Source organism: Nocardia sp. NPDC049737, from assembly GCF_040674755.1.
In the GTDB taxonomy this organism is placed as follows: domain Bacteria; phylum Actinomycetota; class Actinomycetes; order Mycobacteriales; family Mycobacteriaceae; genus Nocardia.
In genome coordinates, this window is the sequence record NZ_JBFANH010000030.1 from 92,919 (window position 1) to 116,716 (window position 23,798).

Genomic DNA, 23,798 nt, shown 5'->3' on the forward strand with positions numbered 1-23,798 from the left:
AAGACCGTCTCGAGCGGGCGCTGGACACCGACGTCCGCGCCCGCTCTGTCGTATCGTGGTCCGGTGACCAGCTCTGCCGTCGTGCCCACCGTCGCGGAGGTCATCCGCGGCCGACGTGAATCAGCCAGCCGTGCCGACGGGTATCGCCTCGCCTTGGTCATCGAGGGTGGTGGCAGCCGCGGCGTGTACTCCAGCGGGATGGTGCAGGCGCTCGTGGAACTCGGGCTCGCCTCGATCTTCGATGCCGTGTACGGCACTTCGGCCGGTGCGATCAACGGTGCGTGGTTCCTGTGCGGGCGGGCGCTGTCGGGCATGCGGTCCTGGACCGATCCGGTGATCATGCGACGCGCGATCGATCCGGCCCGACTGCTGCGCGGGCGGCCCGCCTTCGATCTGGACTACCTGGTGAACCAGGTTTACGACGGCATCGTGCCAATGGATTTTCCGGCAATTCTGGCCAATACCACTACCTTTCATCCGATCGGCACCGATATCCGCACCGGGCACGCGGTCGATCTGCGCCGCCACATCGTCGACAAACCCACGCTGATGACCGCACTGCGGGCCTCGGCGGGGCTGCCGATTCTCGCGGGTCCACCGGTGCCGCTGGGCGGTGCCGAATATCTCGACGGCGGGCTGTCCGAAACGGTGCCGATCCGCACCGCGGTGCGCGACGGTGCGACGCACGCCTTGGTGCTGCGCACCCGACGCACCGATGAAAAACGCCCACCCGCACCGCGTTTGCACCAGGTAGTCGGGGGCAGCTATCTGCGTGTGCGGGCACCGGGCGCTTACCGTGCCTGGCTGCGGCGGCCGCATCAGCAGGCCATCGAGGATCACGTCCTGGCGGGCCTCGCAGACGCGGCTCTGCAGATCCACCCGCCCCTCGGCGCTCCGGATGTAGACAGCGCCGCGCGCGATACCGCACTGCTCGCCGAGGCATTGACGATCGGGCGGCAAGCCGTGCACGCGTCCTTGGCGGCCTTAGTTCAGCTCGACGGTGGCGCCGTTGGAGAGCATGAAGTCGTGTAGTTCCAGCCGATTCGCAGTCGCGTCCTGCGGGACGTCGAAGACCAGCTGGGTGGTGGCCGATTGGCCGGGCTGGAGTTCGAACGAGTAGCCGTAGCGACGCTGGGTGGTCTGCCACATAGTCGCGATCGCGTTGTGGTCGACCTGGCGGCCCTGGGTGTCCACGAGACGTTGACCGACGGGCAGGAACCACTTCGCCTCGTCGGAAATATTGCGGACCTCGACCGTGACGACGGAATAGGAGCCGCTCGCATTCTGCAATCCGATCCGCGGGACACCGGAATCCACCGAGGTGACCACGAATTCGAACTTGCCATCGCGCACGGGGCTGTTCAGCCCAGCAGACACCGGCGCTGGCGGGTCGGCCGATTGCGCGGTATCGCCATCCCGCACCGCGACCGACGGATCTGCCGTGCGCGTGCCGCCGCCACTGCCGGTATTGCCGAAGGCGATCAGCGCGGCACAGCCCGCCGCCAGCATGAACGGTGTCAGGACTATGACGGCGAGTGCGCCGATAAGCCTGGACAGGAAGGGCTTACGGCGCCGACGCTGTGCCCTGCGTGGGGGTGGTGCCCGGCGTGGGGGTGGTGCGATCCATGGGCGGCGCTGTGAGACCGTCCAGCGGGGTGCAATCGGAGCGCGCCACGGTGCTCGCTTCGGTTGTGGTGCAACACGCTTGGCCGGGCGCACGACCGGTGTCGGTTGGACCGCGACACGATTCGGCGACCACGGTGAATGCTGTTGCGGTGCCGCGGGTCCCGCCGGTGCTGGTGCCAGGCGGGTTGCCACGAGTGTCGGCGTTGGGCCGGGCTCGGTCATGACCTTCGTGGGATTGAGCGGCTTCGGCGACTCGGCCAGTGGCGCTGGTGAGTCTGCCGATGGGGTCGGCGCGGGTGGTTCCACGTTTGTCCGAGCGTGGGTGTCTGCCCGGGTCGGGGCCTGCGGCTGTGCCCATGTCAGGGCCGGGGTCTGTGCTCCTGTCGGCGGGTGTGTCTCTACCCGTGTCGGCGCGGGTGTCTCTGGTCGCATCGGCGAGTGCGACCGCACCGGCGTTGGTGTCGGCTGCTCATCCGCTACCAGCTGTCGGGTCTCAGATAGCGGTGCGTGCGGTTGTGGTGCATCTGGGAGCGGAGGCTGCGACGCATGCGGCTGCGGCGTATCAGGGGGCGGCGTATCAGGGGACGGAGGCTGCACGGACGGCTGGGCTGATGCAATCGGCGACTTGGGTGTCGGATGCTTGGGTGTCGGATGCTTGGGTGTCGGGCGCTTGGGCGTGCCGGGCGGCGATGATCGCGGTGCGGGGTGTGGGAGGCGCGCGAACGCGGTGGCCGCGTATGCGGCGGCGGCGAATTCGCGGGCGGTGGGGTAGCGCTGAGTTTGGTCCTTGGCCATGCCGCGGGCGATTACCGTGTCCAATTGCGGTGGGGCGGCCGGGTTCACGGTCGATACGCGGGGCGGGTCGGTCATCAGATGGCCGTGCATTTGGCGGGCCGGGTCGGTGTCGCCGTAGGGGCGACGGCCGGTGAGGCATTCGTAGAGGACGCAGGCCAGGGAGTAGACGTCGGAGCGGGCATCGACGGTGCCGTTGAAACGTTCCGGCGCCATATAGGCCCAGCTTCCGATGGCCATGCCGGTGGCGGTGACGGCCGTCTGGCCCGAGCTCTGTGCGATGCCGAAGTCGATGAGATATGCGTGCCCGCCGGTGCCGACCAGGATGTTCGACGGTTTGACGTCACGGTGGATCAGCCCGGCTCGATGCGCCGCATCCAGACCTGACGCGGCCTGCGTCACGAAGTCGACGGCTGCGGTGGGTGTCAAAGTGCCAACCCTGGTCAGCATTTCGGCCAGGTCTATGCCGTCGATGTACTCCATATCGATGTACAACCGGCCGTCGAGTTCGCCGAACCCGTGAATCCGCACGATATGCGGATGTCGCAGACTCGAGCCGAGCCGCGCCTCTCGCTGGAACCGCTTTCGGTAATCCGTGTCGGCGGCCACATGCTCCGCCAACACCTTCAGCGCGACCGTGCGCCCGGTTTCGCTGTCATGCGCCAGCCATACCGCCCCCATACCGCCCCGGCCGAGCAGACGGTCGAGCCGGTACTTCCCGAACTGTTCCCCCATCACTTACCTCCATCGCTGGGACGAGGCAGATGGCCGCGCCGTTGCGGAGTGGGGCGGCAACCCGATCGAAACCGCATCGCCCGAACCTAACCCGACCCTATCCCCGTCACCCACCCGCGAACAGTGTGACCTCCCCTACGTAGTTCTACTCGAGGAGCGATCCCGACTGAGGCGGCGGCTACTTGCCCGGCTTGGCGCGGCCACCGTGTCCAGGCTTGCCCTTGTTCGGCTTATCGTTGCCCGATTCGCCATTGGCCGAGCTGTTGACATGCGGATTTCCATTGCCGACGACCGTGGGTTCCGACTGCTGGCCGTCGGGTATGTCCCCGAAGGGCTGTGCGGGAGCCCAATTCGCGATACCGCCACCCACGGTCCGACATACGAGCGGTGTGCCGTCCGCCGCAATTACATTGCCGTCGACACCCGGTTCGCACGGCTGCCCGACGCCCGGAATCACCGCATTCGGGGACGCCGCCTGCGCCGGCCCGGTCGGCGCCAACGATTTGGGAACAGTTGGCGTAGTCCGAGCAGACGACGGTGCCGCATAACTCGTTTCGCCCCCAGGCCGCCCCAACCACAGCGCCAACCCGATCAAAGCGACCAACGCGGCAATAGCAACAGCCGCATGCCCAGGCCCAACTCCCCACCAACCGGCACGCTCCCACCACAGTTCAGCATCTCGCGTCGACTCCGCCCCGGCCCCGCCTACCCACGTCGGCTCAGGCGCAGGCGCAGCATCTCGTGTCCACTCGCCCACGGCCCCACCGACCGATCCCGGCTCATGCGCAGACACGGCATCACGCATGCCCTCAGCGGCCCCACCGACCCCCATCGACTCACGCCCAGCCGCGACATCCTGCATCCGCGAGGCTTCCGCCGGTCCGGTCCGCACCCCCGCACGCGCAGACCCGGCATCACGCGTCCACTCACCCGCGGCGGACTCGGCGATCTGCAGCCGCTCCATGGCGCCGGCCCGCATCGGCTCATCTGCCGGCTCGGCACTCACGCCCTCGGCCGCATGACATGGTTCGAGTAGGACATGGGTGGTCGGGACGGTTGACGCGGCGATCTCGACTGTCGACGCCTCACGGCCGGTTGCCGCGGCATAGGCGGTAGCGGCGAATTCGCCTGCGCTGGAATAGCGTTGGTTGGGATCCTTGGCCATGGCGCGGGTAATGGCGGTGTCGAGGGACGCGGGGACGGCAGGGTTCAGGGCGGCGGCGCTGGGCGGGGCGGTCAGTAGGTGGGCGCGCAGTTGCTGTGGAGAGTCGACATTGCCGAAAGGTCTTTGGCCGGTGAGGCATTCGTACAGGACGCAGGCCAGCGAGTATTGGTCCGCGCGTGCGTCGGCGATGCCGTCGAAGCGTTCCGGCGCCATATATGCCAGGGTGCCGACCACATTGCCGTGGGCCGTGATCGCGGGCTGGTCGATGCGATGTGCGATGCCGAAGTCGATCAGGTGGACGAACCCGGTCGGGCCCACCATGATGTTGGACGGTTTGACGTCGCGGTGCACCAGGCCGACCCGGTGCATGGCATCGAGCGCCATCGCGGTCTGCGCGATGATCGCCACGGCACGTGCCGGATCCAGCGGCCCGGCTTCCCGCAGCAATGCGCTGACATCGGTGCCCTCGATGAACTCCATATCGATATAGAGGCGGCCGTCGAGTTCGCCGAAGGTGTGGATCGGAACCCGGTGCGGTCCGGGGACCTGGGCCGCCAGGCGGGCCTCCCTGGTGAACCGCAGTCGGCAGGTCGGATCGGTGGCGTGCGAGCAGTCCAGCACCTTCAGTGCGACGGCACGGTCGGCGACGGTGTCCCGAGCCAGCCAGACCTGTCCGGTCCCACCGCTGCCGAGCAACCGATCGAGGCGGTAGTGGCCGAACCACGTTTTGCCCATGTCGAACCTCCTACTACCTTCCGTTCGTCTTTTAGCTACCCGAAATCCACACCGCCATCACAGAATCCGCGAATCTGGTCCGGCGGCAGGGCGATCATGACGCAACCAGTCCGCTCAGCGACGCGAAATTCGATCAGCTCGGGGTCGATGCGGCAGCACGAGAACATTCGGGGAAAGCCGCTAGCCTTGCTGTTATGAGTGACCTGCCCGAGATTCGCATCGGCACCGCGGAGCGTGAGCAAGCGATGCAGCGCCTGTCCGATCATTTCGCCGCCGGGCGGCTCAGTGTGGCGGAGTTCGATGAGCGCAGTGCCGTGGTCGCGGCGGCGCTGACCCGCGCCGACCTGGACAAAGTCTTCGTCGACCTGCCCGAACCCGCTCCCGTCGTCGCGGCGCCCGCCAAACGCGACTCCGGGTTCCTCGACGAGTGGCCGGAGCGGGTGATGGCGGTGATCCCGATCCTGGCCGTCATTCTCTTCTTCGTCACCGGCAGCTGGCTCTGGTTCCTGGCCATCCCGCTGGCGGGTGCACTGTTGTTCGGCGGTCGGCACGAGCATCAACGTCGCCGTCCACGCGACCGTCGCCGCCGCAGGGAGCTCGAGGACTGATGGAACCCGTCGAAATCAATGCGGGCACCTGGTATCTGCGGGCGCTGCGCGCCGACGACCGCATCGATGACCGCCCAGCCCTCGCCGCTGGCGGCATCACCGATCCGAACTACGTCACCCGCCGCACCGAGCAGTGGGATGACGAATCCCACTTCTCCTGGGCCGTCTGCGAACCCACCACCGCTGAACTGGTCGCCGAAATCGTCGTGACGCCCGGCGCTGACAACACTGCCGAACTCACCGGCTGGGCCCGCCCCGGTTACGAGCCCGCCCTCGAAACCGGCACCACCGCGGTCAGTCGCTTCGTAGAAGGCGGTCTCGGCCTCCGACTCCCCTGAGCCGGAAGCCAACTCAGCGCATCACACCCGTGTGTCCCGTTGAGTAACGGCCCGGCTGTGGCCAGATGGTGAGTCCGTGCGCTCCCCGCCCAACAGGTATGCGCGCCAACAGGTTCCAGTTCTCGATATCGATCGCGTACACCTCACCGTGGTGTCGACCCGATACCCAGAAAACCCGCCCGTCCGCGGACAGATTGCCCATATCCGGACTGCCACCGCCCGGGATGAACCACTTGCGCACCAACTTATTCGCGGCGAAATCCCAGACGGAGATGCTGCCCTCGTGGCGGTTGGTGATGAGCATCTGTTTGGAGTCGCGGGTGACATACAGACCATGCGCACCTTTTCCAGTCGGCACGAAACCCGTGTTCTCCCAAGTCGATGCGTCGATAGAGTAGATGCCGTCGGCGACCATATCGGCGATGAAGAAGCTGCGTCCGTCCGGGGAGAGCTTGACGTCCTGCGGCTTGCCAGCACGACCGCCCGGCAGGTCGATCATCTTGATCACCTTGCGCTCGGCCACATCGAAAACCAGCATGCGGCCGATGAATTCGCAGCTGGCCAGGGCGAATCGACCGTCGGCGGTGAAGTCCATGTGGTCGACGCCCGCGCAGTCGGGCACCGCGAGCGCGTGCATTTTCTGCCAGGTGTGCGGATCGTAGAAGTCCAGCGACTTATCCGCCTCGGCAACGACGAGCGCGTATTGGCCATCCGGCGTGAAGTACATGTTGTAGGGGTCGCGCACCGGGAAGGGCTCGCCGGGTTTGCCGGTGCGCGGATCGATCGGCAGCAGGGTGCCCCCGCCGATCGGCAGATCATTGGTGAGATACAGCGTCTGCATGTCATAGGACGGGACCACATGCTGGGGCTCCCGACCTCCGGCCGGGAAACTGTCGATTACTTGAAAGGTTGCCGGGTCGATCACCGAAACCGAATGCGATTCGCTGTTCGGCACGTAGACCAGGGGCCGATGATCGGCCACCGTCGGACTCAACGCCCGGTTCGCGGCATAGATGTCGGTCGGCGACAACGGCGGTGGCATACCGGGTAGCAGATTCTCCAGATGCGGCGGTGCCGCGCTGGTCGGGGCGGTGACGGTGGTGGGCGGCAGAGTCGTCACACCCACCGATCCGGCCTCGCTCGGGGCGCACCCGGCGACCGTCACGAGGACGGTCGCCGAGGCGAGCAATTGGGCGCAGCTTCGGCGATTGCGCTGTCGGTTCACGCGCTGCACCGTGCCAGGAGGTGGTGAAGACGAGATGACATGGGTGCGAAGCCTAGGCGCTGCCGCCGGGATTCCACAGCAATCCCCGCCAGGGCGTATCGGGTTGCCCGAATCATCCGGAACTACGTACTCGGACAGTCGAATTTCCGATTGCGGGCGGATAACTATCCGGCGTCGCTGAGTACCCGTTCGAGTGCGTCGACCGCGGCATCCAATTCCGCCTCGGTAACGGTGAGCGGCGGCCGGAACCGAATACCGCGCTCGCCGGTGCCGAGGATCAGCACATGCTCGCGTTCCCGCAGCGCGGTCAGCACCTCGTCCCGCAATTCGGCCGAGGCCAGCGTGATGGCACACATCAACCCGCGCCCGCGCGGTTCGGTGACCCGAGGGTGGTCGGCCGCGAGCTGTTCCAGACGCCGCAGCAGATGTGCGCCGAGCGGTCGTGACCGCTCGATCACCTCATCGCGCTCGAACACCTCGAGGATGCGTCGGGACCGCACCATATCGGTGAGATTGCCGCCCCAGGTGGAATTGAGCCGAGAGCTGACCACGAAGACATTATCGGACACCTCGTCCACACGCCCGCCCGCCATGATGCCGCAGACCTGGGTCTTCTTGCCGAACACGACAATATCGGGCTCGAGCCCGAGTTGTTGGTAGGCCCAAGTGGTTCCGGTCATGCCGACGCCGGTCTGTACCTCGTCGAGGATGAACAGCGCGTCGTTCTCGTGACACAGCCGCTGCACGGCCTGCAGGAATTCCGGGCGCATATGCCGGTCGCCGCCCTCGCCCTGGATCGGTTCGGCGATGAAACATGCTATGTCGTGCGGGTTTTCGGCGAAGGCGCGGCGCGCCTGGTCGAGTGCGTGTGCTTCGGCGGCGGCGATATCGACGCCGTTGGCCAGGAACGGCGCGTCGATGCGCGGCCAATCGAATTTGGGGAAGCGGGCCGTCTTCACCGGATCGGTATTGGTCAGCGACATGGTGTAGCCGGTGCGGCCATGGAAGGCTCCGGTCAGGTGCAGCACCTTGGTGCCGAGTTCCGGTGCGCGCCCGTGGGATTCGTTATGCCTGCTCTTCCAGTCGAACGCGACCTTGAGCGCGTTCTCCACCGCTAGTGCGCCACCGTCGATGAAGAACAGGTGCGGCAGCCGGGGATCGCCCAGCACCCGCACGAAAGTGTCGACGAAGCGGGCCATTTCGACGGTGTAGATGTCGGAGTTGCTCGGCTTGTTGAGCGCCGCGACGCTCAGTTCCACGCGGAACTCTTCGTCCTCGGCCAAGGCGGGATGGTTCATGCCGAGGGCATTGGAGGCGAAGAAGCCGAACATATCGAGGTAGGAGCTGCCGTCGCGTTCATCGACGATCAGGCAGCCACGGGATTTCCGTAGATCCAGCACCAGGTCGAATCCATCGGCGAGGATGTGCGCCGACAGGATCTCGTGTACCCGGGAGGCGGGGGTGACCGGTGCATTGCCACTCCCCGCGCGGGTGCGCTCCAGTTCGATGGTCACATCAGTAGGGTACGAAAATCTTTACGAAAATTCTATGAAATAACGGACTAATTACGGCCACAGGCTATCTGTCGTAGAATGTCTGCAAGATGATGGTGCTTCGAGTTCGCACGTTGGCGGTCGCCCTGATCTCCTGCAGCAACTGCTCGAGGTGCCGGGGAGAGGCCACCCGCACCAGCAACACGTAACTCTCGTCACCGGCCACCGAGTGGCATGCCTCGATACCCGGGATATGTTGCAGCACGGCAGGCGCGTCATCAGGTTGCGAAGGGTCGAGAGGAGTGATGGCGACGAATGCCGACAACAGTTGCCCGAGCGCCTCGGGATCGACATGTGCGGTGTAGCCGCGGATCACCCCGCGCGCCTCTAGTCTGCGGACCCGCGATTGCACAGCCGAGACCGATAAGCTCGCCTTTTCGGCCAGATTCGACAGGGTGGCGCGACCATCGGCCATCAGTTCACGAATCAGCAGGCGATCGATGTCATCGAGTACGGGTCTTGCCGGTGTATCCGCCATCAGCGAAGGCTAACCCAGCGGAGGCTACTCGTGGCGAAAACTTTTGCTCGTTAACTCACCGTACCCATCCGATATTGTTCGCCGACCCAAAGTTACAGCGGAGCAACCGATGACAGACATGCTCGAAGACCACCTGACCAAGGACCTGGCTACCCGTGCGGCGGAACTACTGCACACACTCGGCGCGCAGTCACCGGTCGCTGGCGAACTGTCCGCGCGGACGCCGATCACCGGTGGCACGCTCATGACGCTGCCCGCCGACTCCCTCGACGACGCGGATGCGGCGATCGGGAGGGCGGCGGCGGCCTTCCGCGGCTGGCGCACCGTACCCGCCCCGGTCCGGGCCGGGGTGGTGCGGCGACTGGCCGAACTACTCACCGCGCACAAGGCCGAACTCGGCGAACTGGTCACCCTGGAGGCGGGGAAGATCCGTGCCGAGGCGGTCGGCGAGGTGCAGGAAATGATCGACATCTGCGAGTTCGCGATCGGGCTGTCGCGCCAGCTCTACGGCAAGACCATGCCATCGGAGCGGCCTGGACATCGGCTGATGGAGACCTGGCATCCCCTCGGCGTGGTCGGGGTGATCTCGGCGTTCAACTTCCCGGTCGCGGTGTGGGCATGGAATACCGCCGTCGCGCTGGTCTGCGGTGACACGGTGGTGTGGAAGCCGTCGGAGACGACACCCCTGACTGCGCTGGCCTGCCATACGCTGCTGCGCCGGGCGGCGGCCGATGTCGGCGCGGATCCCGAAGTGCACCAGCTGATTCAAGGTGGTGCGCAGGTCGGGTCCCGGCTGGTCGACGACGAGCGGGTGGCGCTGGTGAGCGCGACCGGTTCGGTGCGGATGGGTCGCATGGTGGCGCCGCGGGTGGCCGCTCGGTTCGGGCGATGTCTGCTGGAGTTGGGCGGTAACAACGGCGCGATCGTCACGCCCACAGCGGATTTGGAGCTGGCGGCGCGCGGCATCGTGTTCGCGGCGGCGGGTACGGCCGGACAGCGCTGCACAACCTTGCGTCGATTGATCGTGCACGCCGATGTCGTCGGGCCGCTGCTGGATCGCGTAGCCGGGGCATATCGTCAACTGCGCGTTGGCAATCCGCTCGACGACGGTGTGCTGGTCGGCCCGCTGATCAACCGCCGCGCCTACGAGGAAATGCGTGCGGCAATCGATCGTGCGCTCGGCGATGGCGGCGAATTGGTCTGCGGTGGTGAGCGAGTCGACGGGTTCGGCGACGATGCCTGCTACGTGCGTCCCGCGATCGTGCGCATGCCCGCCCAGACCGCCGTGGTCCGCGAGGAAACCTTCGCACCGATCCTCTACGTGCTGACCTACCGCGACTTCGACGCCGCCATCGACCTGCACAACGGTGTGCCGCAAGGCCTTTCCTCGGCCGTCTTCACCGCCGACCAGCGCGAAGCCGAACGCTTCCTTGCCGCCGACGGCTCCGACTGTGGTATTGCCAATGTCAATATCGGCACCTCCGGCGCGGAAATCGGCGGCGCGTTCGGCGGCGAGAAGCACACCGGCGGCGGCCGGGAATCCGGGTCGGACTCGTGGAAGGCATACATGCGGCGGGCGACCAACACCGTGAACTACTCCGATCAGCTGCCACTGGCGCAGGGCATCCAGTTCGGTTGAGCCACAACCCGCCCCCCGCCGCTTGGGCGCCTAGGTGAGGTCGACGGTGCCCGCTCGGGATAGCTCGCACGAGCCACCGGGCCCATGGTGTGTCCGGGCCGCCGATGGATTGGGCATCCACGGTCGAAGGTCGCGATGTGTTGATCCAAGTCGCCGATGACCTCGTCATGAACTGCTTTGTCGGCGACCGATCCGTATTAGGCGTTCGGTACCCGTTCGACGAGGGACTGTAGTTCGCTCGTCAATCGAGACTGTGTCCGCGGGTTCTCGGAGATCGCGACGCAGAGGCCGCAGTTTCGAAATCCTGCCCTTGCCACTGACGGTCCGAGCCGGCCGGTTTCCAAACCGACTGGCCTGGACCCTTTTTCATCGGTAAGTGTTTTGCGGTGAGTCGCTGCGAGTGTCGGTAACGGGATGTATGCCAGAGCGATGGAGCGAGTAGTCCAGGCACCCAAACCTTTCAGATCGCCCTGGCAGAAATTCAGTAGGGGAACATGAGGAATCGCTTCACCACCTTCGTCGGCACGGGCATCGCCTTCGCGGGTGCGCTCACACTGCTGCTCAGCGGCTGCGCGCCGCAATCGAGCGGCCCCGGCCTCACCGCCGCTACGGCGTCGATCACCACGTCGAAGGCCACCTCGACACCGCCCGCGACAACATCGCCGCAGCCGACTACGACCACCACGGCGGCGTCGACCGCAGCGCCGACCACGTCGGTATCGCCGCCCGCGCCGGCCCCGGCACCGATCGCCTCAGCCCCACCCCCCACGTACCAACCACCGGTGGCAGCCGCCCCACTTGCACAATCCCAGCAGACCTGCGGCGACGACTCATACCTCAACTCGGACAACCAATGTGTCCACCGCCCCCAGTCCGCCCCCGCCGCCCCGCCCGGAGCCACCGCCCGCTGCACCGACGGCACCTACAGCTACAGCCAACACCGCTCGGGCACCTGCTCCCATCATGGTGGCGTAGCCGCCTGGCTGTAACGCCTGACGCAGCTCATACCGGGTCATCGTGGGCGGGATCACATTTCACCTCGCATCCTGCATAGCCGGTGTCCACCGATCGAGCTTCAAATTGCGCAGTCTGCTCAATGTGTCGCACATCAGTTGTGCGTTCAGCTCTTCAAGTACAGGATTGCGGCAACAAATGCTCAACACAGCGAAGCGCCCGATCGGCGCCTCGCGGATGGGTGGACTACATGACCGAGCTCGCCGACCGCGAACTGATCCCAGCCCCCTACGACCTCGCCGACCGCTACCGCGTGGGTGCGGGCACCGTTATCCTCACCGGCGTCCAGGCGATCGCTCGACAGCTGGTCGAGCAGCATGTTCGCGATCTGCGCGCCGGACGCCGGGTCGGTACCTTCGTCTCCGGATATCAGGGCAGCCCGCTGGGCGGTGTCGACAAGATGCTCAGCGGGATGCCGGATGTTTTGGCCGAGCACGATATTTCGTTTGTCCCCGGTTTGAACGAGGAGCTTGCGGCAACCTCGGTGTGGGGCAGCCAGGCGGATCTGCCCGCCGGCGCGGCGACCCATGACGGCGTTGTCGGAGTCTGGTATGGCAAGGGCCCAGGTCTCGACCGCGCGACTGATGCACTGCGGCACGCCAATATGTACGGCGCGAATGCGCGTGGCGGCGTGCTGTTGCTGGTCGGCGATGATCCGGCATCCAAGTCCTCGACCGTGCCGGCGGTGAGTGAGCGTTCGCTGGCCGCAATGGGTATTCCGGTGCTCTTTCCGCGCAACGCCCGCGAGATCATCACCATGGGCTTGCACGGTGTCGCCCTCTCGCGCGCATCGGGATGTCTGGTCGCGCTGAAAATTGTCGCCGACGTGGCCGATGGCGCTTGGACAGTCGACGGCAAGGTTGGCGATATCGACATCACTATTCCCGAGATCGACTGGGAGGAAAGGCCGTTCACCTACCAACAGCGCCCGATGGCCGCGCCGACGGACAGCGTGCTCGCCGAGGCCGATCTGTACGGACCGCGCTGGAAGATGGTGCAGGCCTATAGCGCACTCAATGAACTCGACGTCATCGAGGTGAATCCGACGCGTGCCCGCATCGGAATCGCCGCCACCGGAACCACATTCGACGCGGTGCGCCAGGCACTGATCGATCTCGGCGCCGACGACGACGCGCTGCATCGTGCCGGGGTCCGACTGCTGCGCATCGGCATGCCGTATCCCATTGCTCCCGAACGCGTCCGGCAGTTCGCCGACAGGTTGGAGCGGATCGTGGTCGTCGAGGACAAGACCGCGTTCATCGAAACGCAGATCCGCGAAATCCTGTATGGCTCTGTCGATGCGCCCGAGATCATCGGCAAGCGCGATGCCGAGAACCGGCCGCTGTTCGCTCATGACGGCGAGCTCACCTCTGGTCGGATCGTCGCACCGCTGCGCCGTGCGCTGCAGGGTCGGCTGGAGATGAAACGCACCTTGCCGCAACCACTGTCACTTTCGGTTCTGCCCGCGAAGCGGGCCGCGTACTTCTGCAGCGGCTGCCCGCACAACCGGTCCACCGCCGTGCCGGAAGGGTCGATCGCCGGTGGCGGCATCGGCTGCCACACCATGGTGACCATGTCCGGCCGCGACGACAGCAAGGTGACCGGGCTGACCCAGATGGGCGGTGAAGGTGCGCAGTGGATCGGGCAGGCCCCGTTCACCTCGGTGCCGCACCTGTTCCAGAACATCGGTGACGGAACGTATTTCCACTCCGGACAACTCGCGGTGCAGGCCTGTATCGCCGCGGGCGTGAATATCACCTACAAGCTGCTCTACAACGATGTCGTCGCGATGACCGGCGCGCAGGACGCCGAGGGAGCACTCGCGGTGCCCATGCTGACCCACAAACTCAGCACCGAGGGCGTGCGACAAATCATCATCTGTGCCGATGAACCCGAGAAGTACCGCAAGCGCGACCTCGCCGCCGGAACCCTGCTCTGGCACCGGGATCGGCTCGACGAAGCCCAGCGCACCCTGCGCGCAATTCCCGGGGTGACCGTGCTCATCTACGACCAGCACTGCGCCGCCGACGCGCGCCGCCAGCGCAAGCGGGGCACGCTGCCGGTTCGGCGGACCCGGGTGGTCATCAACGAGGCGGTCTGCGAGGGCTGTGGCGATTGCGGTGTCAAGAGCAACTGTCTTTCGGTGCAGCCGGTCGAAACCGAATTCGGCCGCAAGACCCGCATCGATCAGACCTCCTGCAATACCGACTACAGCTGTATGGACGGCGATTGCCCCTCGTTCGTAACGGTCGAGCTTCCCGCGAAAGCCGAGAAGCGAAAGGCGACTCGACGCCCCGAGCCGCCGGTACTACCCGACCTGCCGAACGGCGCGCCTGCGACGACCCAGAATGTATTCCTCGCCGGTATCGGCGGCACCGGAATCGTGACGGTCAACCAGGTGCTTGCGACCGCGGCCTTACGCGCCGGGTACGAGGTGGCGAGTCTGGACCAGATCGGCCTGAGTCAGAAGGCTGGACCGGTCGTATCGCATCTGCGCTTCGCGAGTGGCGAATTGGAACCGGCGAACCGGCTTACGCCGGGTTCGGCCGACTGCATCGTCGCATTCGACCTGATCACGGCCACCGATAACAAGAATCTGGCCAACGGGTCGAAGCAGACCACCCTGTCCGTCGCCTCGACCAGCAAGACCCCCACTGGCGAAATGGTCTACGACAAGTCCGTCGCGTATCCCGAAGAGCGCGACCTGCTTGCCCGACTCGAGCAAGTGTCGCGCTCGGTGCGCTCGTTCGACGCGCTGGCCGCGTCCGAGGTGCTGTTCGGCAACACCGCGGCCGCCAACTTCCTGCTCGTCGGCGCCGCCTATCAGATCGGTGGTCTGCGCATACCCGCGTCGGCGATCGAGGAGGCCATCGAGATCAACGGTGTTGCGGTGCATGCCAATATCGCGGCTTTCCGTTGGGGACGGGTGGCAATCGCGCGGCCGGATGAATTCGCCGCTGCCACCACACCCAAGACGCACAAGCGACCCGAGATCGCCATTCCGTCAGATCTTTTCGATGGTGTGACCGCGTCAGGTGAGACGAGGCGACTGCTCGAACTGCGTGCCGTCGAGTTGATCGGCTTCCAGGGCGTGCGGGTGGCCCGCGCCTACGTCCGTACCGTGCAACGCATTTGGGATGCCGAGCGGCGTATCACCGACCGGACCGAGTTCAGCGAGCAAGTGGCCCGTGGCCTCTACAAGTTCACCGCATACAAGGACGAATACGAGGTCGCGCGGCGCCTGACCGACCCGGCCTTCCTCGACCAGGTCAGCGAGCGAATTCCCGACGGCGCCAACCTCACCTACCGCCTACACCCGCCGATCCTGCGCGCCATGGGCCGCAAGAAGAAGATCGGTCTCGGCCCACGCAGTCACTTCGCCCTGCGTGTACTCGCCAAGGGAAAGCGCCTGCGCGGCACCAAATTCGACCCATTCGGCTATGCCCATGTCCGCCGCGTCGAACGCACTCTGCTCAGCCACTACACGGAAATGGTGACAACACTGGCCGCAAACCTCGGCCCAGCGGACTACGACCGCGCTACCCGGGCCGCCGCACTCCCCGACATGGTCCGCGGCTACGAGGACATCAAATTGGCCAACGTCGAGCTCTACCGAAACGCCCTGCGCGACCTCAGCATCGAACCACCTCAGGTGTAACCGCAGAGGTAGCTGTCTCGGCACCGGGCACCCGCTTATGGGTGCCCGGTTGTGACGGGGTGTGCCCGGTCGGTTCAGATATAGGTGCCAGGTGCCGAGGCATCGGGTGCAGGCGATTTCGACTGCGGAGCAGATGCAGCCTCGGGGCAATCGTTCTCTTGCCGGATAAGATCCGACTATTCGGTGATCGAACGGACCTGTTGTTCGTACTTCGCGCGGGTTTCGGAGTCGGCTGGGTGGAGAGCGCGGTTGCCATCGAGGAGTCGGCGAACAAGGCGGACTGCGCGCTCGGGAGCGGCGGCCAGGGCAATGTCGATGGGGCCCAGGTAGTTCGGGACGGCCACTTCGGCCTTGCGGGTTTCGCAGGTTTGCAGGATGGCGGCGGCGACGTCTTCGGGGTCCACCGTCGGCATACCCTTGCCGAGGGACAGACCGGAGGAGAGGCGGGTGCGCACAGCCGAGGGCATCACGCAGCTGACGCTGACGCCCTGCGGTGCGAACTCCAAACGTGTTGCGGCGGATAGGCCTACGGCGGCGAATTTGCTGGCGTTGTAGACGGCCAAGCCCGCGACCGGGATCTTGCCCGCGAGCGAGGCGACGTTGACGACGTGGCCGCGGCGGCGCTCGATCATGCCGGGCACCACGGCGCGCATGCCGTGGATGAGACCCCAGACATTGACATCGATGGTGGCGCGGCCGACCGCGTCGGGCTCATCGAGGAACGCGCCCGCGGGCATGACACCCGCATTGTTGACCAGAACATCCACCGCGCCGAAGTCTGCGACGACCTTGTCCCATTGGTCGCGGACACGGACATCGAGCTCATAGGCACGCGCGCCGATCGCGGCAGCGGCGGATTCGGCTGCGACAGCGTCGACATCGGCAATGGCGAGTTCAGCGCCCTCGGCCGCGAACAGTTCCGCGGTCGACTGTCCGATGCCGCGGCCCGCGCCGGTAATCAGCACCCGCGCGCCCTTCAGGTCGATACCCGGATAACCGTGACCGAGAATATTCATGCGAATGCTCCTTGTTCCAGCGCTCGGCGGGTGCTGCGCAGGCTGTGTTCGAGGGTTTCGAGACGACGACGGCCGTCCATGAAGTTCGGTCCCATTACGGCGAGGTCAGCTGCGGTGGCACCGATCACGAGGACGCGCGTACCAGCCGCACGCAACACCGCGACCTCGGCAGCGAGCTGGGCGCTCATGCGATCGCGCAGCTGCCGCTCCAGGAAATGACCGGGACCGGTCGCGGGGACTTCTTCGACGGAGGCCATGGGCGCGAGCACCAGCACCTCGTCGAGTTGTTGTGCGGCAAGCAGGTCCACTGATGCGGTCGAGCCCGCACCACCATCGATGAAGCGACGTCCGGCGATCGATACGGGCGGGAACCAGCCGGGAACCGCCCACGACGCACGCAGCGCCGCACCCAGGTTCGCCGATGGCGCGTCGGGCGAGCCGAATGGAACCCGTTCTCCCGTCGCGTAATCCATGGCGACCAGCCAGGTCGCGGGGTGAGATACCCAGGACCGGCCGGGATTCAGGCGATCGGCAAGGTGCTGCAGCCAGCTCGCATCGCCACCGCCGATCGGCAGCAGGCCGCTGCCCGCGGTGAGCAACCGCTGACCGGTCGCGGGCGCACGCAGGCTCAATGCCAACTCACCCAGCCGCGGTCGAGGCAGCGGCGGGAACCGCCCGGGCTCGGAACGCATATGCGCCAACAGAATCGGATTCGTCGAGGTACCGCGCTGCATCGCGACGAGTTCATCCACGCCGATGCCGCTGCCGAGCAGGGTGACCGTCTCGGCACCCGCCGATGTGCCGAGCAGCACATCCGCCTCGCGCGGCTCCCAGTCGAGTACCTCGCGGGTGGCGGCCAGCGCGGCCACGATCCAGGCGAACCCGAGCGTTCCGCCGCAGCCTACGGCCATGCCGCGCCGGTTTTTGTTACCCATGGTTCCACACACTAGCAGGATTCAAATACCTTCAGTATCTGAAAGCCATCGGTACGTAGAATCGGCGGCATGGCACGTCTGACCCGGTCCGAAAGCCAGGCCCGCACCCGGGCCGACCTGATCGCGACCGCACGCGATCTCTTCCTGGCCGAGGGCTATGCGAAAACCAGCCTGGAGCGGGTCGCCGAGGAGGCGGGCTACTCGAAGGGCGCGGTCTACTCGAACTTCCGCACCAAGAAGGAACTGTGCCTGGAGGTGCTCGGGCTGATCCACGCGACGAAATTCGGCGAGGTGGCCGATCTGATCGCGGCGGGCGAGACGCTCGACGACCAGCTGGCTCGATTCCACGAATGGGCCGGGCACACCATCGGCGATGTCGGCTGGACCATGCTCGAATTCGAATTCGCCACGGTCGCCCGCGACGATCCGGAACTGCAGGCCGCGCTGGTCTCGAGCCTGGCCATGATGCGCGGCGCTGTCGCGGCGCAGGTGCAGACACTTTCGGACATGACCGGAATCCCGCTGCCGATGCCCGCCGAGGATGCCGCGACCGCAATCCTGAGCATGGGTATCGGGCTCGGCATGCAACGAGCCGTCGATCCGTCGATTCCGGTGCGCTTGATCACCGATGCGGTACGACTGCTCGTAACTGTGGGCGAAGGGCCACTGCGCGCGATGAGCCCGGATCTCACGCGGTGAAGTGCAACGTCCATTCGCCGCGATAGTGCAGCCGGGTGACGCTGCCCGGCGGAATGTCGATCCGCCAGAACGATTTCGGCGGCGCGTCCAGGGTCACCAGCAGTGCCGCGCGGATCACCGCCGGATGGGTGACCGCGATGGTTGACATGCCCTCGGAAGCGATTTCGGCCATCCAGTACCTGGTCCGCTCGACCACATCGGTTACGGATTCGCCACCGTGACCACGGAACTGCGGGTCGGTCAGCCAGGCATATAGCTCATCCTGCGGCACCGACATCAGTTCGCCGCCGCGCCACGCGCCGGCATCCAGATCGCGCAGCCGGGTGTCCTCCTCGCCCGGAAGCCCCATCAGCGCAGCCGTTTCCACGGTCCGGCGTTCGGGTCCGGTGAGTACCCGCGCCGCGGTCAGGCGGCCACACGCGGCGATTGCTCGGCGACCGGCCTCGGTCAGCGATTCGTCTACTGGAAAACGTGCCTTTCGCATCGCCTCGGTCATGCCATGGCTGACCAGGTCGAGTCTGAGCACCTTTTGCACGGTTGGAAGCGTACGGCGCGACGCTGGCGGCCGTACTTCGATTGCCACCCCTTCGCTCGGGCCTACAGCCATTTGCCGGACTCGAGGTATTCCGGCCGCCGCTGCTGGTTGTCGGTGCCCGGGTGCACACTGATGCCATGGCCCAGTTCTCCACCGCGACCCAAGAGTGGTTCGACGGCGCATTTCCCGCGCCGACGTCCGCTCAGCTGGGCGCATGGAAGGCCATTGCCGCAGGTGAGCACACCTTGGTCGTCGCGCCAACCGGTTCGGGTAAGACGCTGTCGGCCTTTCTGTGGGCCATCGATCAACTCGCGACCCGACCGAAACCCGAGGGCAAGGTCGGCACCTCGGTGCTCTATGTGTCACCGCTGAAGGCATTGGCGGTGGACGTCGAACGGAATCTGCGTGCGCCGCTGGTCGGGGTCACCCAGACCGCGAAACGGCTCGGCCTGGACCCGCCGATGATCACCGTCGGTGTTCGTTCCGGCGACACCAGTGCGGCGCAGCGGCGATCGATGCAGCGGACGCCGCCCGACATTCTGATCACCACTCCCGAATCGCTGTTCCTGATGCTCACCTCGGCGGCCAGGGAGACGCTCAGCGATATCGACACGGTGATCGTGGACGAGGTGCACGCCATCGCGGGCGGTAAGCGCGGCGCACATCTGGCGCTTTCGCTGGCACGGTTGGATCTGCTGACCGAGCGGCCCGCGCAGCGGATCGGGCTCTCGGCGACGGTGCGCCCGCCTGAGGAGGTCGGGCGATTTCTGGTTGGAAATGCGCCGATCACGATCGTTTCGCCGCCCGCTCCCAAGACCTTCGATCTGTCCGTGCGTGTGCCGATCGCGGATATGACCGAGCCGGGCGATTCCGATCAGCCCGGATCCATCTGGCCGCATGTGGACGAGGCGATCGTCGACCTGGTGCTGGACCACCGGTCTTCGATCGTCTTCGCGAATTCGCGCAGGTTGGCCGAGCGGCTGACCGCACGGCTCAATGAGGCCTATGCCGCGCGGCTGGGCGAGGCCGTCGAGACTGTGTCCGATTCGCCGCGCGCGGGGCCCGCCGTGGTTACGCAAGCTGCCTCCTCCCGGCCTGACGCGCGCGGCGGGCACAAACCGCCCGCCCAACTCGGCGCATCGACCGAAGTGATCCACGGCGCGGATCCGCTGTTGGCCCGGGCGCACCACGGGTCGGTGAGCAAAGAGCAGCGGGCGCTGATCGAGGACGATCTCAAGAGCGGACGGCTGCGCTGTGTGGTGGCTACCAGCAGTCTCGAACTCGGAATCGATATGGGCGCGGTCGATTTGGTGGTGCAGGTGGAGGCGCCGCCTTCGGTGGCCAGCGGGTTGCAGCGAGTCGGGCGAGCCGGGCACCAGGTCGGTGAGATTTCGCGCGGGGTGCTGTTCCCGAAGCATCGCACCGACGTCATCCACTGCGCGGTCGCGTCACAGCGGATGACTGCCGGGCAGATCGAGGCCCTGCAAGTTCCCGCGCACCCCCTGGACATCCTGGCCCAGCAGACCGTCGCGGCCTGCGCGCTCGAACCCATCGATGTCGACGCTTGGTTCGAAACCGTGCGCGGCACCGGCAATTACGCTTCGCTGCCCAGATCGGCGTATGAATCGGTGCTCGATCTGCTCGCCGGTCGCTATCCGTCGGACGAGTTCGCCGAATTGCGACCCCGGCTCGTGTGGGACCGCGACGCGGGCACGCTAACCGGTCGGCCGGGGGCGCAACGACTGGCCGTCACCTCGGGTGGCGCGATTCCGGATCGCGGCCTGTTCGCGGTCTACATGGTCGGTGAAAAGGCCTCCCGGGTGGGCGAACTCGATGAGGAGATGGTGTACGAGTCGCGGGTCGGCGATGTATTCGCCCTCGGCGCGACCAGCTGGCGCATCGAGGAGATCACCTTCGACCGGGTGCTGGTCACGCCCGCGTTCGGGCAGCCGGGACGGTTGCCGTTCTGGCATGGTGACGGACTCGGTCGGCCCGCCGAACTCGGTGCGGCGCTAGGCGAATTCATCCGCAAGGCCGGTGCGCAATCGCCGAAGGGTTCGAACCTCGACCCCAAGAAGAACTCCCCAGCGGATCCGGCAGTCGACGCACTCCTACGTGGTGCAGGCCTCGACGAGAATGCCACCGCGAATCTGGTGACGCTGCTCGATGAACAACGCACTGCCACTGGACAATTGCCCAGCGATAGAACCCTGATCGTCGAGCGCTTCCGCGACGAACTCGGCGATTGGCGACTGGTGCTGCACTCGCCGTACGGCTTACCGGTGCATGCGCCATGGGCGTTGGCGATCGGTGCGCGGCTGCGGGAGCGGTTCGGCGTGGATGTCGCGCCGAATGCCTCCGATGACGGAATCGTGGTGCGACTGCCCGATACCACCGACGATCCACCCGGTGCTGAGCTGTTCGTGTTCGAGCCCGATGAGATCGACGAGATCGTCACCGAGCAGGTCGGCGGATCGGCGCTGTTCGCATCGCGATTCCGGGAGTGCGCGGCACGGGCGCTGCTGCTGCCCCGACGCGATCCGGGTAAACGTGCGCCGTTGTGGCAGCAGCGGCAGCGGTCGGCGCAATTGCTCGATGTGGCGCGGAAGTTTCCGGACTTTCCGATCCTGTTGGAGACGGTGCGCGAATGTCTGCGCGACGTTTACGATCTTCCGTCGCTGCGGGATCTGCTCGGACGGGTGGCGCGTCGCCAGGTGCGATTGGTCGAGGTGGAGACCGCGACACCGTCACCGTTCGCCAATTCCCTGCTGTTCGATTACATCGGGCAGTTCATGTACGACGGGGACAGTCCGCTGGCCGAACGTCGGGCGGCCGCACTATCGCTCGATTCGAGTCTGCTCGCCGAATTGCTCGGGCGGGTGGAACTGCGGGAGCTGTTGGACGCCACCGTCATCGAGCAAACCGAGCGGGAATTGCAGCGGCTCACACCCGAACGGTCGGCGCGGGATGCGGAGGGGCTGGCCGATCTATTGCGGCTGCTCGGACCGCTTACTGCCGAGGAAGCCGCGCAGCGGTGTGGCGGCGTTCAACTCGACGACGCAGAACCCACCGGTAATCCGGCGGAATGGTTCGCCGGCTTGGTGAAATCGAAGCGCGCACTCGAGGTTACGTTCGCCGGACGGACCTGGTGGGTCGCCGTGGAGGATGCCGCGCGCCTGCGCGACGCGCTCGGCGTGCCGCTGCCCATCGGCACCCCGGCCGCATTCATCGAACCGGTCGCCGATCCGCTCGGAGACCTCGTTGGGCGCTATGCCCGCACGCACGGACCGTTCACCACCGAGGCCGTGGCCGCTCGTTTCGGACTCGGCACCGCGGTCGCCGCGACGGCACTGCATCGGCTGGTCGCGGAAAAGCGCGTGGTAGAGGGCGAATTCACGCCGGCGGCCAGCGGCCCGGAATGGTGCGACAGCCAGGTGCTGCGCCGATTGCGCCGCCGATCCCTCGCGGCCGCCCGACACGAGGTCGAACCCGTCGCGACCGCCGCCTTCGGCCGATTCCTACCGTCCTGGCAACACATCGGTACCGGTGAATTGCGCGGCGTCGACGGGGTCGCGGCAGTGGTGGAACAGCTTGCGGGAGTGCCGATTCCCGCGTCCGCATGGGAATCGCTGGTATTGCCCGCGCGGGTGCGCGATTACTCCCCCGCCATGTTGGACGAACTGATGGCCACCGGTGAGGTCATCTGGTCCGGGCACGGCGCCATCACTGCCAAGGACGGCTGGATTGCCCTGCACCTGGCCGACCAGGCGCCGTTCACGCTGACGCCCGCCGACGAGATCGAACTGTCCGAGGTACACCTGCGCCTGCTCAACGCATTGGGCGCATCGATCGCCCCATGGACGCCTATCGATGCCGATACGGAGGAACCACCCGCAGGGCCAGACCAGGTCGTCTCGCTGGATGATGCAGTACAGGATGTTTCAGCGATGCCGGGCATTTCCGCGAATCGAGGCACCTCGGCGACCACCAACGGCTCAGCGCGCCGAAACAGTTCGCCACCGCGACTTCCGCCGGTCCTGCACGGCGGCGGCGCATACTTCTTCCGTCAACTCTCCGATGCCACCGGACTCCTCGACGACGCTCGAGTCGCGACCGCACTGTGGGAGCTCGTCTGGGCAGGCGTCGTCTCCGGTGACACCTTCGCCCCGGTCCGCGCCCTGCTCTCAGGCACGGCCCGGACCACAACCGCACATCGCACACCCCGGCGCGCGCCACGCGGACGGGCCTATCTCCCACGACCGAATATGCCGACCAGATCCGGACCGCCCGCCGTGGCGGGCCGCTGGTCACTCCTGCCGGAACGGGTGGCGGACAACACCCTGCGCGCCCACGCAACGGCGGACACCCTGCTGGAGCGGTACGGCGTGCTGACCCGCGGCTCGGTGCAGAACGAGGGCGTGCCCGGCGGATTCGCACTCATGTACCGCGTGCTCACCGAATTCGAGGATCGCGGCCGTTGCCGCCGCGGCTATTTCATCGATTCGCTCGGCGGTGCACAATTCTCGACCACCGATGTGGTGGACCGACTACGCTCCTTCGACACCGAACGCACCCGTCCCGGCAGCGGCGGACAACGCCGGAGCACCGCATCAGCCTTGGCGGCAAGCGATCCCGCGAACCCCTATGGCGCGGCACTTCCCTGGCCGAAGGGACCGGCCGAGGGCGCAGGTCACCGTCCAGGACGCAAGGCCGGTGCGATCGTCGTGCTCGTCGACGGCGAACTCACGCTCTATCTGGAGCGCGGCGGCAAAACCCTACTCACCTTCACCGAGGACCCGAACCTCCGCCAAGCCGCGGCCACCGCCCTGGCCGATCTGGTGCGCGACCGCCGCGTCGACTCGCTCGTAATCGACCGAGTCGACGGAGAAACCGTGCACGGCAACACCTTCGCCGGTTTCCTCACCGAGGCCGGATTCTCCGCAACCCCAAGAGGCCTCCGATTGCGGAGCAAGCCGTGACCCGACGACGACGAACCCACGCAAAGCGGCACGGTTCCGGCACGCGTGGCGACGGCCCCTCGCACACC

17 protein-coding genes are annotated in these 23,798 nt (G+C 66.3%); 8 read left to right on the plus strand and 9 right to left on the minus strand.

The window, feature by feature from the left end:
- Window positions 1-63: 63 nt before the first annotated feature.
- Complete coding sequence (locus tag AB0J47_RS33195) at window positions 64-1,032, plus strand: patatin family protein (protein WP_364355254.1); 969 nt, start codon at window positions 64-66, stop codon at window positions 1,030-1,032.
- Here the strand turns inward: AB0J47_RS33195 and AB0J47_RS33200 are convergent.
- Both AB0J47_RS33200 and AB0J47_RS33205 read right to left on the minus strand, forming a co-directional pair.
- Window positions 985-3,153 carry a protein kinase gene (locus AB0J47_RS33200; protein ID WP_364355257.1) on the minus strand — a complete coding sequence of 723 codons (2,169 nt, stop codon included), beginning with the start codon at window positions 3,151-3,153 and terminating at the stop codon, window positions 985-987. The genes AB0J47_RS33195 and AB0J47_RS33200 overlap by 48 nt on opposite strands.
- A 178-nt stretch (window positions 3,154-3,331) precedes the next feature.
- A complete protein-coding gene (locus AB0J47_RS33205; RefSeq protein WP_364355260.1) occupies window positions 3,332-5,053 on the minus strand; it encodes a serine/threonine-protein kinase in 1,722 nt (573 codons plus the stop codon).
- 194 nt (window positions 5,054-5,247) lie between these two features.
- Between AB0J47_RS33205 and AB0J47_RS33210 the strand changes: the two genes are divergently transcribed.
- Window positions 5,248-5,661, plus strand: coding sequence for a DUF1707 domain-containing protein (locus tag AB0J47_RS33210; protein ID WP_364355263.1), 414 nt, complete (start codon window positions 5,248-5,250; stop codon window positions 5,659-5,661).
- Window positions 5,661-5,999 (plus strand): hypothetical protein, encoded by a 339-nt coding sequence (locus tag AB0J47_RS33215; protein WP_364355266.1) that lies wholly within the window; start codon window positions 5,661-5,663, stop codon window positions 5,997-5,999. The genes AB0J47_RS33210 and AB0J47_RS33215 overlap by 1 nt, the downstream gene beginning before the upstream one ends.
- A 13-nt stretch (window positions 6,000-6,012) precedes the next feature.
- On the opposite strand, the gene AB0J47_RS33220 is transcribed toward AB0J47_RS33215, so the two are convergent.
- From AB0J47_RS33220 to AB0J47_RS33230, 3 genes are all read right to left on the minus strand, one after another.
- Complete coding sequence (locus AB0J47_RS33220) at window positions 6,013-7,224, minus strand: hypothetical protein (RefSeq protein ID WP_364355269.1); 1,212 nt, start codon at window positions 7,222-7,224, stop codon at window positions 6,013-6,015.
- A 164-nt stretch (window positions 7,225-7,388) separates the two neighbouring features.
- The gene (gene lat, locus AB0J47_RS33225) at window positions 7,389-8,726 is read right to left on the minus strand and encodes an L-lysine 6-transaminase (RefSeq protein WP_364355356.1); all 1,338 of its coding nucleotides are present in this window, start codon (window positions 8,724-8,726) and stop codon (window positions 7,389-7,391) included.
- 76 nt (window positions 8,727-8,802) lie between these two features.
- Window positions 8,803-9,255 carry an Lrp/AsnC family transcriptional regulator gene (locus tag AB0J47_RS33230; RefSeq protein ID WP_040686931.1) on the minus strand — a complete coding sequence of 151 codons (453 nt, stop codon included), beginning with the start codon at window positions 9,253-9,255 and terminating at the stop codon, window positions 8,803-8,805.
- Between the two features lie 109 nt (window positions 9,256-9,364).
- On the opposite strand from AB0J47_RS33230, the gene AB0J47_RS33235 reads away from it, so the two are divergent.
- Complete coding sequence (locus tag AB0J47_RS33235; protein ID WP_364355273.1) at window positions 9,365-10,894, plus strand: aldehyde dehydrogenase family protein; 1,530 nt, start codon at window positions 9,365-9,367, stop codon at window positions 10,892-10,894.
- A gap of 481 nt (window positions 10,895-11,375) precedes the next feature.
- Here the strand turns inward: AB0J47_RS33235 and AB0J47_RS33240 are convergent, their stop codons facing one another.
- Complete coding sequence (locus AB0J47_RS33240) at window positions 11,376-11,663, minus strand: hypothetical protein (RefSeq protein WP_364355276.1); 288 nt, start codon at window positions 11,661-11,663, stop codon at window positions 11,376-11,378.
- Window positions 11,664-11,676: 13 nt separating this feature from the next.
- On the opposite strand from AB0J47_RS33240, the gene AB0J47_RS33245 reads away from it, so the two are divergent.
- Together AB0J47_RS33245 and AB0J47_RS33250 are read left to right on the plus strand one after the other, a co-directional pair.
- Window positions 11,677-11,883 carry a DUF3761 domain-containing protein gene (locus tag AB0J47_RS33245; RefSeq protein WP_364355279.1) on the plus strand — a complete coding sequence of 69 codons (207 nt, stop codon included), beginning with the start codon at window positions 11,677-11,679 and terminating at the stop codon, window positions 11,881-11,883.
- A gap of 215 nt (window positions 11,884-12,098) precedes the next feature.
- Window positions 12,099-15,566: an indolepyruvate ferredoxin oxidoreductase family protein gene (locus AB0J47_RS33250; protein WP_364355282.1), complete on the plus strand. Its 3,468-nt coding sequence runs from the start codon at window positions 12,099-12,101 to the stop codon at window positions 15,564-15,566.
- A gap of 176 nt (window positions 15,567-15,742) precedes the next feature.
- Here the strand turns inward: AB0J47_RS33250 and AB0J47_RS33255 are convergent, their stop codons facing one another.
- Together AB0J47_RS33255 and AB0J47_RS33260 are read right to left on the minus strand one after the other, a co-directional pair.
- A complete protein-coding gene (locus AB0J47_RS33255) occupies window positions 15,743-16,582 on the minus strand; it encodes an SDR family oxidoreductase (protein WP_364355285.1) in 840 nt (279 codons plus the stop codon).
- Entirely contained in the window at window positions 16,579-17,517 is a 939-nt protein-coding gene (locus AB0J47_RS33260) for a patatin-like phospholipase family protein (RefSeq protein WP_364355288.1), read from the minus strand. The genes AB0J47_RS33255 and AB0J47_RS33260 overlap by 4 nt, the downstream gene beginning before the upstream one ends.
- A gap of 69 nt (window positions 17,518-17,586) precedes the next feature.
- Here AB0J47_RS33260 and AB0J47_RS33265 point away from each other — a divergent pair, with 69 nt between their 5' ends.
- Complete coding sequence (locus AB0J47_RS33265; protein WP_364355291.1) at window positions 17,587-18,216, plus strand: TetR/AcrR family transcriptional regulator; 630 nt, start codon at window positions 17,587-17,589, stop codon at window positions 18,214-18,216.
- Here the strand turns inward: AB0J47_RS33265 and AB0J47_RS33270 are convergent.
- Entirely contained in the window at window positions 18,206-18,751 is a 546-nt protein-coding gene (locus AB0J47_RS33270) for a histidine phosphatase family protein (protein ID WP_364355294.1), read from the minus strand. The two genes, AB0J47_RS33265 and AB0J47_RS33270, sit on opposite strands and share 11 nt — an antisense overlap.
- A gap of 137 nt (window positions 18,752-18,888) precedes the next feature.
- Here AB0J47_RS33270 and AB0J47_RS33275 point away from each other — a divergent pair, with 137 nt between their 5' ends.
- The gene (locus AB0J47_RS33275) at window positions 18,889-23,730 is read left to right on the plus strand and encodes an ATP-dependent helicase (protein WP_364355297.1); all 4,842 of its coding nucleotides are present in this window, start codon (window positions 18,889-18,891) and stop codon (window positions 23,728-23,730) included.
- The last annotated feature ends 68 nt before the right edge of the window (window positions 23,731-23,798 follow it).

Bases quoted from the DNA above. Each gene is read 5' to 3' on its own strand.
- AB0J47_RS33200 (WP_364355257.1), bottom strand. From the start codon at position 3,153: ATGGGGGAACAGTTCGGGAAGTACCGGCTCGACCGTCTGCTCGGCCGG.
- AB0J47_RS33205 (WP_364355260.1), bottom strand. From the start codon at position 5,053: ATGGGCAAAACGTGGTTCGGCCACTACCGCCTCGATCGGTTGCTCGGC.
- AB0J47_RS33210 (WP_364355263.1), top strand. From the start codon at position 5,248: ATGAGTGACCTGCCCGAGATTCGCATCGGCACCGCGGAGCGTGAGCAA.
- AB0J47_RS33215 (WP_364355266.1), top strand. From the start codon at position 5,661: ATGGAACCCGTCGAAATCAATGCGGGCACCTGGTATCTGCGGGCGCTG.
- AB0J47_RS33230 (WP_040686931.1), bottom strand. From the start codon at position 9,255: ATGGCGGATACACCGGCAAGACCCGTACTCGATGACATCGATCGCCTG.
- AB0J47_RS33235 (WP_364355273.1), top strand. From the start codon at position 9,365: ATGACAGACATGCTCGAAGACCACCTGACCAAGGACCTGGCTACCCGT.
- AB0J47_RS33250 (WP_364355282.1), top strand. From the start codon at position 12,099: ATGACCGAGCTCGCCGACCGCGAACTGATCCCAGCCCCCTACGACCTC.
- AB0J47_RS33255 (WP_364355285.1), bottom strand. From the start codon at position 16,582: ATGAATATTCTCGGTCACGGTTATCCGGGTATCGACCTGAAGGGCGCG.
- AB0J47_RS33260 (WP_364355288.1), bottom strand. From the start codon at position 17,517: ATGGGTAACAAAAACCGGCGCGGCATGGCCGTAGGCTGCGGCGGAACG.
- AB0J47_RS33265 (WP_364355291.1), top strand. From the start codon at position 17,587: ATGGCACGTCTGACCCGGTCCGAAAGCCAGGCCCGCACCCGGGCCGAC.
- AB0J47_RS33275 (WP_364355297.1), top strand. From the start codon at position 18,889: ATGGCCCAGTTCTCCACCGCGACCCAAGAGTGGTTCGACGGCGCATTT.